The organism is Streptomyces sp. NPDC059477, assembly GCF_042749375.1.
In the GTDB taxonomy this organism is placed as follows: Bacteria; Actinomycetota; Actinomycetes; order Streptomycetales; family Streptomycetaceae; genus Streptomyces.
Genome location: NZ_JBHYUG010000018.1, coordinates 80,572 through 88,967, shown reverse-complemented (window position 1 = coordinate 88,967; position 8,396 = coordinate 80,572). Strand labels below are relative to the sequence as shown.

4 protein-coding genes are annotated in these 8,396 nt (G+C 70.8%); all 4 read right to left on the bottom strand.

Going from position 1 to position 8,396, the window contains the following annotated elements; genetic code table 11:
- Positions 1-243: 243 nt before the first annotated feature.
- The 4 genes from cydD to hisC all read right to left on the bottom strand — a co-directional run bounded on the left by cydD (position 244) and on the right by hisC (position 8,151).
- Positions 244-3,834: a thiol reductant ABC exporter subunit CydD gene (gene cydD, locus ACFXAZ_RS12595; RefSeq protein ID WP_384588564.1), complete on the bottom strand. Its 3,591-nt coding sequence runs from the start codon at positions 3,832-3,834 to the stop codon at positions 244-246.
- Between the two features lie 152 nt (positions 3,835-3,986).
- Complete coding sequence (gene cydB, locus ACFXAZ_RS12590; RefSeq protein WP_384588561.1) at positions 3,987-4,991, bottom strand: cytochrome d ubiquinol oxidase subunit II; 1,005 nt, start codon at positions 4,989-4,991, stop codon at positions 3,987-3,989.
- A gap of 20 nt (positions 4,992-5,011) precedes the next feature.
- Positions 5,012-6,517 carry a cytochrome ubiquinol oxidase subunit I gene (locus tag ACFXAZ_RS12585; RefSeq protein ID WP_384588558.1) on the bottom strand — a complete coding sequence of 502 codons (1,506 nt, stop codon included), beginning with the start codon at positions 6,515-6,517 and terminating at the stop codon, positions 5,012-5,014.
- Positions 6,518-7,071: 554 nt separating this feature from the next.
- Positions 7,072-8,151: a histidinol-phosphate transaminase gene (gene hisC / locus ACFXAZ_RS12580; RefSeq protein ID WP_384588555.1), complete on the bottom strand. Its 1,080-nt coding sequence runs from the start codon at positions 8,149-8,151 to the stop codon at positions 7,072-7,074.
- Positions 8,152-8,396 lie beyond the last annotated feature (245 nt).

Genomic DNA, 8,396 nt, shown 5'->3' with positions numbered 1-8,396 from the left:
GCGGGACCGGCGGGACCGGCGGGACCGGCGGGACCGGCGGGACCGGCGGGACCGGCGGGACCGGCGGGACCGGCGGGACCGGCGGGACCGGCGGGACCGGCGGGCGGAACGGCAGCCATGCCCCGAGGGTAATTAGTCCCGCCTATTGCAGAAAGTCGGACTCATGGCGAGGAGTCGGAAATCGGAGCCTTGCGGGCCGCCGGGTCGCCTGACACACCAGGCCCACCCAAGGGCCGGCCACCCCTACCGCCCCACCCCCACCAGCACCTCCGTCTCCGCCTCCCGCGCCGCCAGTTCCCGCAACGGCCCCTCCACGGCCGCCAGCTCGGCGTACGTCCCGCGCTGCACCACCCGTCCCGCGTCCAGCACGACCACCTCGTCGACGGCTTCCAGACCGGCCAGCCGATGGGTGATCAGCAGGGTCGTACGGCCCTCGGTCGCGGCCAGCAGATCCGCGGTGAGCGCGTCGGCCGTGGGCAGGTCGAGATGCTCGGCGGGCTCGTCCAGGATCAGCACGGGGAAGTCGGCGAGCAGCGCGCGGGCCAGCGCGAGCCGCTGCCGCTGGCCGCCCGACAGCCGGGCCCCGTGCTCGCCGACCATCGTCTCCAGCCCGTCGGGCAGGCCCTTTGCCCACTCCAGCAGCCGGGCGCGGGCGAGCGCGTCACACAGTTCGGCGTCGGTCGCGTCACGCTTGGCCAGCAGCAGGTTCTCCCGCACGGAACTGTCGAAGAGGTGCGCGTCCTGGGCGCACAGCCCGACCAGCCGCCGTACGTCGTCCCCGTCGAGGGCGTACGCGTCCACCCCGGCCAGCGTGTACGCGCCGGACCCGGCGTCCAGGAACCGCAGCAGCACCTGGGCCAGCGTGGTCTTGCCCGCCCCGGACACGCCCACGACGGCGATCCGGCACCCCTCGCCGAGAGTGAGGTCGACCCCGGCGAGCGCGTCCCGGTCCTGACCGGCGTACCGGGCGGTGAGCCCCTTGAGGACGACCGGGAACGGTGACGCGGGCGCCTGCCGGGGCCGCTCCGGCTCCCGTACCGGCTCCGGCGCGTCCAGCACCTCGTACACCCGCTCGGCGCTCTTGTGCACCCGCTGGCGGAACCGCACCGCGACCGGCATGCCGAGCACGGCCTCGAAGGCGGCCAGCGGGGTGAGGACGACGACCGCCAGGAGCAGCCCGTCCAGCCGTCCGGCGGCGACCGCCTGGACACCGACCAGTGCGGCGGCGGTCACCGTGAGGCCGGTGATCAGCGCGGTCAGCCCGTCGCCGAGCGCGGTGGCGGTGGCGGCGCGCGAGGTGATCCGGGTGAGCACCGAGTCGGCCTCGCGGGTCGTGGCGAGCCGGGCGGGCAGGGCGCCCGCGACGGTGAGTTCGGCGGTGCCGGTGAGCAGGTCGGTGACGCGCGTGGCCAGTTCGCCCCGGGCGGGGGCGAGCCGGCGTTCCGCGCGCCGGGACACCGCCCCGGTGATCAGCGGCACCCCGGCGCCGGCCAGCAGCAGCCCCACCGCGAGCACCGCGCCCGCCTCGGGCAGCAGCCAGGCCGTGAAGCCGACGGACGCGGCGGAGACCGCCACGGCGGCACCGGCGGGCAGCAGCCAGCGCAGCCAGTAGTCCTGGAGCGCGTCGACGTCGGAGACCAGCCGCGACAGCAGATCGCCCCGGCGGGTCCGGCGCAGCCCGGCGGGCGCCAGCCGCTCCAGCCGCCGGTACACGGCCACGCGGGTGTCCGCGAGCATCCGCAGCACCGCTTCGTGCGACACCAGCCGCTCGGCGTACCGGAACACGGCCCGGCCGATGCCGAAGGTACGGGTCGCCGTGACGGCCACCATCAGATACAGCACCGGCGGCTGCTGCGAGGCCCGCGAGATCAGCCAGCCGGAGGTCGCCATCAGCCCCACGGCACTGCCAAGGGCCAGGCTCCCGAGCAGCAGGGCGAGCAGGAGCCGCCCCCGCCGGGCACCCGACATGGCCAGCACCCGCGCGAGCACATGCGCCGGGGCCTTCTCGGGACCGTCGGCGGATGCCGTGGCGTCGCCGGGTTCGGTCACCGCCTTCTCGGCGCCCGGAACTCCGTCGAACGGCCATGCCTCGGTGACCGGAGTCTCCTCGACCGGGTGCCGTTCGGCAGTCGGCGCGGCGATCTCCGCCACCGGCTCCGGTGCCGCCGTCTCCGCCAGCCGCACCACCCGGTCGGCCACCGCCAACAGCGCGGGCCGGTGCACCACCAGCAGCACGGTCCGCCCGGCCGCCAGCCGCCGTACCGCGTGCACGACCTGCGCCTCGGTCTCGCCGTCCAGCGCGGCCGTCGGCTCGTCCAGCAGCAGTACGGGCCGGTCGGCGAGGAACGCGCGAGCCAGCGCGAGCCGCTGCCGCTGCCCCGCCGACAGCCCGGCCCCGTCCTCGCCGAGCACGGTGTCGGCGCCCTGCGGCAGCGCGTCGACGAACTCCAGCGCGCCCGCGTCCGCGAGCGCCTGCCGTACGGCGGTGTCGTCCGCGTCGGGGCGGGCCAGCCGGACGTTCTCCGCGATGCTCGCGGCGTACAGATGCGGGCGCTGGGGCACCCAGGCGATCCGGGACCGCCACCGCGCCAGGTCGATGTCGGCGAGGTCGGTGTCCCCGACCCGCACCCGCCCCTCGACCGGCCGGACGAAGCCCAGCAGCACATTCAGCAAGGTGGACTTGCCGACGCCGCTGGGCCCGACCAACGCGACCGTCTCACCGGGCGCCACCGTGAAGGAAGCACCGGAGACCGCGTCGGCGGACCGCCCGGGGTAGCGGACGGTGACATCCTCGAAGGACAGCGCGTCTGCCGGGGAGGCACCGGTGTCCAGGGGGAGGGCATCGGCCTCCACCCGGGAGGTACCCCCGTTCTCCGGCGCCGCCGTCTCCAGCACCGCGAAGATCTCCTCGGCCGCCGCCAGCCCCTCGGCCGCCGCGTGGTACTGCGCGCCGATCTGCCGCAGCGGCAGATACGCCTCCGGCGCCAGGATCAGTATCACCAGACCGACGTACAGGTCCGATTCGCCGTGCACGAGCTGCATGCCGATGGTGACGGCGACCAGGGCGACCGAGATCGTGGCGAGCAGTTCCAGGGCGAACGAGGAGATGAAGGCGATCCGCAGCGTCCGCATGGTCGCCTGGCGGTACTCGCCGGTGATGCGCTTGATCGACTCGGCCTGTGCCTTGGCCCGTCCGAAGACCTTCAGCGTGGGCAGCCCCGCCACCACATCCAGGAAATGCCCCGACAGCCGGGACAGCAGTTCCCATTGACGGTCCATCCGGGACTGGGTCGCCCAGCCGATGAGCACCATGAAGACCGGGATGAGGGGCAGCGTGGCCACGATGATCGCGGCGGACACCCAGTCCTCGGTGACGATCCGCGCCAGCACCGCCACCGGAACCACCACCGCGAGCCCCAATTGCGGCAGATAGCGCGAGAAGTAGTCGTCCAGCGCATCGATACCACGGGTGGCGAGCGCGACCAGCGAGCCGGTCCGCCGGCCGCTGAGCCAGCCGGGGCCGAGCGCGGCGGCCCGCTCCAGCAGTCTGCCGCGCAGCTCCGATTTCACGGCCGCGGCGGCGCGGTTCGCGGCGAGTTCGGTGAGCCAGGAAACCAGTGCCCGGCCCAGCGCGACGGCCACCAGCAGCAACAGGGGGGTACGCAGTGCGGCGACCGGCATTCCGCCCTGGAAGGCCCCGACCACCACTTCGGCGATCAGCATGGCCTGGGCGATCACCAGACCGGCCCCGAGGACACCGAGGCCGACGATCGCCACGAGGAAGAGCCGGGTGGCGCGGGCGTAACGCAGAAGACGCGGATCGATTGGTTTCACGTGAAACAGGCCCTTCGGGGTCCGATCGGTCTAATCGGCCTGATCGCTCTGATCGGTCTAATCGGCTTGATCGGTCTGATCGCCGATCGGTTCCGGTCGGTCCGATCGGTTCCAGGGGGATGTTTCACGTGAAACACCCCCCTGTGCCGGACTCAGTGCGCGGGGTCGGCGATGTGCTGCGTGCCGATCCGCTTGCGGAACACCCAGTAGGTCCACGACTGATAGAGCAGCACGATCGGTGTGGCGATCGCCGCGCACCAGGTCATGATCTTCAGGGTGTACGGGCTCGACGAGGCGTTGGTGACCGTGAGGCTCCAGTCCGCGTTGAGCGAGGAGGGCATGACGTCCGGGAAGAGCGAGAGGAACAGCATCGCCACGGCGGCGATGATCGTCACCCCGGACAGGGCGAACGACCATCCCTCACGCCCCGCCTGATTGGCCCCCAGCGCCGCGACCAGGGCCACGACCGCCACGATCATGGCGACCAGGCTCTCGCCGTTGCCGTCGCGGACCTGCGTCCACAGCAGGAAGCCCAGCGCCGCCACGGCGGTGAGCAGACCGACCCGAAGGGCCAGCTTGCGCGCCCGCTCCCGGATGTCCCCGACCGTCTTGAGCGCCGTGAACACCGCGCCGTGGAAGGTGAACAGGGTCAGCGTCACCACGCCGCCCAGCAGGGCGTACGGATTCAGCAGATCCCAGAAGTTGCCGACGTACTCGAAATTCTGGTCGATCTTCACGCCGCGCACGATGTTGCCGAAGGCCACACCCCACAGGAACGCCGGGATGAGCGAGCACCAGAAGATCGCGCTCTCCCAGTTGCGCTGCCACTTCTCCTCGGGTCGCTTGGCCCGGTACTCGAAGGCCACGCCCCGGACGATCAGACAGACCAGGATGATCAGCAGGGGCAGATAGAAGCCCGAGAACAGCGTGGCGTACCACTCGGGGAAGGCGGCGAAGGTCGCGCCGCCCGCGCTGAGCAGCCACACCTCGTTGCCGTCCCAGACGGGACCGATCGTATTGATCAGCACCCGCTTCTCGGGCCGGTTGCGGGCCAGCAGCTTGGTGAGCACCCCGACCCCGAAATCGAAGCCCTCCAGGAAGAAGTAGCCGATCCACAGGACGGCGATCAGGACGAACCAGACGTCGTGCAGTTCCATGACTGTGCAGCTCCCTCGGCCTAGTACGAGAAGGCCATCGGCTTGTCGGCGTCACGGGAGTCGCCGCCGATCTTCGTGGGCGGGTTCAGGTCGGCCTCGGTCAGTTCGGGTGGCCCGGCCTTGACGTACTTGACGAGCAGCTTGACCTCGATCACGGCGAGGATCGCGTACAGCGAGGTGAAGACGATCATCGAGGTGAGGACCTCGCCCTGGGACACCCCGGGGGAGACCGCGTCGCGGGTCTGGAACAGTCCGTAGACGACCCAGGGCTGGCGGCCCATCTCGGTGAAGATCCAGCCCCAGGAGTTGGCGATCAGCGGGAAGGCCAGGGTCCAGACGGCCAGTCGCCAGTACCACTTGCTGAGGCGGGCGCCGAGCGGCTTGTGGAACAGCACCAGATGCGGCACCTCGTCCTCACCCGTCCGGTGCACCCGCGGCAGCAGGAACTTCCTGCGGGTCAGCCACAGTCCGAGCAGACCGATGGCCAGCGAGGTCATCCCGAAGCCGATCATCCAGCGGAAGCCCCAGTAGGCGACCGGGATGTTGGGCCGGTAGTCCCCGGGCCCGTACTTCTCCTGCTCGGCCTTGTTGACATCGTTGATGCCGGGGACGAACGAGCTGAAGTCGTTGTGGGCCAGGAAGGACAGCAGTCCCGGAATCTCCAGGGCGACCGTGTTGTGGCCCTTTTCGACATCGCCGTAGGCGAAGACCGAGAAGGGCGCCGGCGCCTCGCCGTCCCACAGGGCCTCGGCCGAGGCCATCTTCATCGGCTGCTGCTCGTACATGATCTTGCCGAGCGTGTCACCGCTGATCGCGGTGAGCAGTCCGCCGATCGCGACGGTGACCAGGCCGAGCCGCAGCGAGGTCCGCATCTCGCGGATGTGCCGCTTGCGCAGCAGATGGAAGGCGGCGATACCGACCATGAAGGCGCCACCGGTGAGGAAGGCCGCCGACAGGGTGTGGAACGCCTGGGCCAGCGCGGTGTTCTGCGTCAGCACCAGCCAGAAGTCGGTCAGCTCGGCCCGGCCCCGCTCTCCGTTGATCTTGTAGCCGACCGGGTGCTGCATCCATGAGTTGGCCGCGAGGATGAAGAACGCGGACAGGATCGTGCCGATCGACACCATCCAGATGCAGGCCAGATGGATCCGCTTGGGCAGCTTGTCCCAGCCGAAGATCCACAGGCCGATGAAGGTCGACTCGAAGAAGAAGGCGATCAATGCCTCGAAGGCCAGTGGCGCCCCGAAGATGTCACCGACGAAACGGGAGTAGTCGGACCAGTTCATTCCGAACTGGAACTCCTGCACGATGCCGGTGACCACGCCCATCGCGATGTTGATCAGGAAGAGCTTGCCCCAGAACTTGGTGGCCCTGAGGTACTTCTCCTTCCCTGTGCGTACCCAGGCGGTCTGGAGCATGGCCGTGAGGGCTGACAGCGAGATCGTCAGCGGGACGAACAGGAAGTGGTAGACGGTGGTGATGCCGAACTGCCAACGCGCCAGGGTCTCTGGCGCCAAAGCCATTTCCACGTCGTCGGTCTCCTTACATCGCCGTGGACACAGTGGCAGTTTGCCCCTTACGTCACACCCAACCTGGGAGCAACCGGGACACGCTTGTGAACGCGTTCACATTCACAAGCCATTATGACGTACCGATTTTCGACTCTTGACAGGGGGTACCCCTTGGGGTTGGGAGGGGGTGCGGGACGTATGGCGGAGGGCCATGGCCGGGCATGCGGAAGGGCACGACACCTGTGGTGTCGTGCCCTGTGACCACGGCTGGGGGCGGACCGACGCCGGTCGGTTGGCCGGGCGGGCGGTTGGCCGGGGTTGGCTGCTGGCCGGCCCCGGCGGCTGGGTGGGCGGCTGGCCGGCTGGGTGGGTGGGCGGCTGGCTGGCTGGCTGGCTGGCTGGCTGCCGTGCCTATCGCTCGCGCGGCCCTACAGCTTGCTCAGCCCTACCGCTCGCGTGGCGGCCCTACTGCTCGCGAGGGCGGCCCCACCGCTCGCGTGGCCTCACCGATTGCTCGGCCGCGCCGCCCAATGAGCCCTACAGCCGACGCAGCCCTACACGCCGGCGCAGCCCTACCCCTCCTTGAGGAACGCCTCCGCGACCTTCAGGAAGATGTCGTTGCCCTCGGTCTCGCCGATGGTCACCCGGACCCCCTCGCCCGCGAACGGCCGCACCACGACCCCGGCCTGCTCGCACGCCTCCGCGAAGGTCACCGTGCGCTCCCCCAGCCGCAGCCACACGAAGTTGGCCTGCGTCTCCGGCACCGTCCAGCCCTGGGCGCGCAGCCCCTCGGCGACCCGGGCGCGCTCGCCCACCAGCGACCCGACCCGGCCGAGCAGCTCGTCCTCGGCCCGCAACGAGGCGATCGCCGCCTCCTGCGCCAGCTGGCTCACCCCGAACGGCACCGCCGTCTTGCGCAGCGCCGCCGCCACCGGCTCATGGCCGATCGCGAAACCGACCCGCAGCCCGGCCAGCCCGTACGCCTTGGAGAAGGTCCGCAGCACACAGACATTCGGCCGGTTCCGGTAGATCTCGACGCCGTCCGGCACCTCGGGGTCGCGGATGAACTCCCGGTACGCCTCGTCCAGCACCACCAGGACATCGCCGGGCACCCGGTCCAGGAACCGCTCCAGCTCGGCCCGCCGCACGACCGTGCCGGTGGGGTTGTTGGGGTTGCAGACGAAGATCAGGCGGGTCCGCTCGGTGATCGCGTCGGCCATCGCGTCCAGATCGTGCACCTCACCGCCGGTCAGCGGCACCTGCACCGGGCGCGCACCGCTGATCAGCGTGATGATCGGGTACGCCTCGAAGGACCGCCAGGCGTAGATCACCTCGTCGCCGGGGCCCGCCGTGGCCTGGATCAGCTGTTGGGCGACCCCGACCGAACCGGTGCCGGTCGCCAGATGCGTCAGCGGTACCCCGAACCGGTCCGCCAGCTCGTTCATCAGCCCCGTGCAGGCCAGGTCGGGGTAGCGGTTGAAGGACGAGACGGCGGCGGTGACGCGCTCCATCACCCCGGGCAGCGGGGGATAGGGGTTCTCGTTGGAGGACAGCTTGTACGCCTCCGGCAACCCGGAAGCGGCCGGCTTGCCCGGCTTGTAGGTGGGGATCCCCTCCAGCACAGCGCGCAGCCTGGGGCTCGTCTCGGTCACCACGGTCCTCCTCGCGACCACCGGCGGCCCGTCCCTGCCCCCGGCATCCATTGCTGCACACCTTAGGAGGATTCGGCCGCACTGCGTAACGGTCGGGGGTGAGGTCATGGTCTCCGGGCTGCGGGGCGGTCGGTTGAGGTCACCTTCTCCGGGCCGCGCGAGGGCCGGGGTGAGGGCACGCTCCCCGCACCCGCTCGCCGCGCCCGCTCCCCGCACCCGCTCACCGCGCTCAACGCACCCTCGAC

Excerpts from the sequence above, each read along its gene's own strand:
- cydB (WP_384588561.1), bottom strand. The coding sequence starts at position 4,991 with ATGGAACTGCACGACGTCTGGTTCGTCCTGATCGCCGTCCTGTGGATC.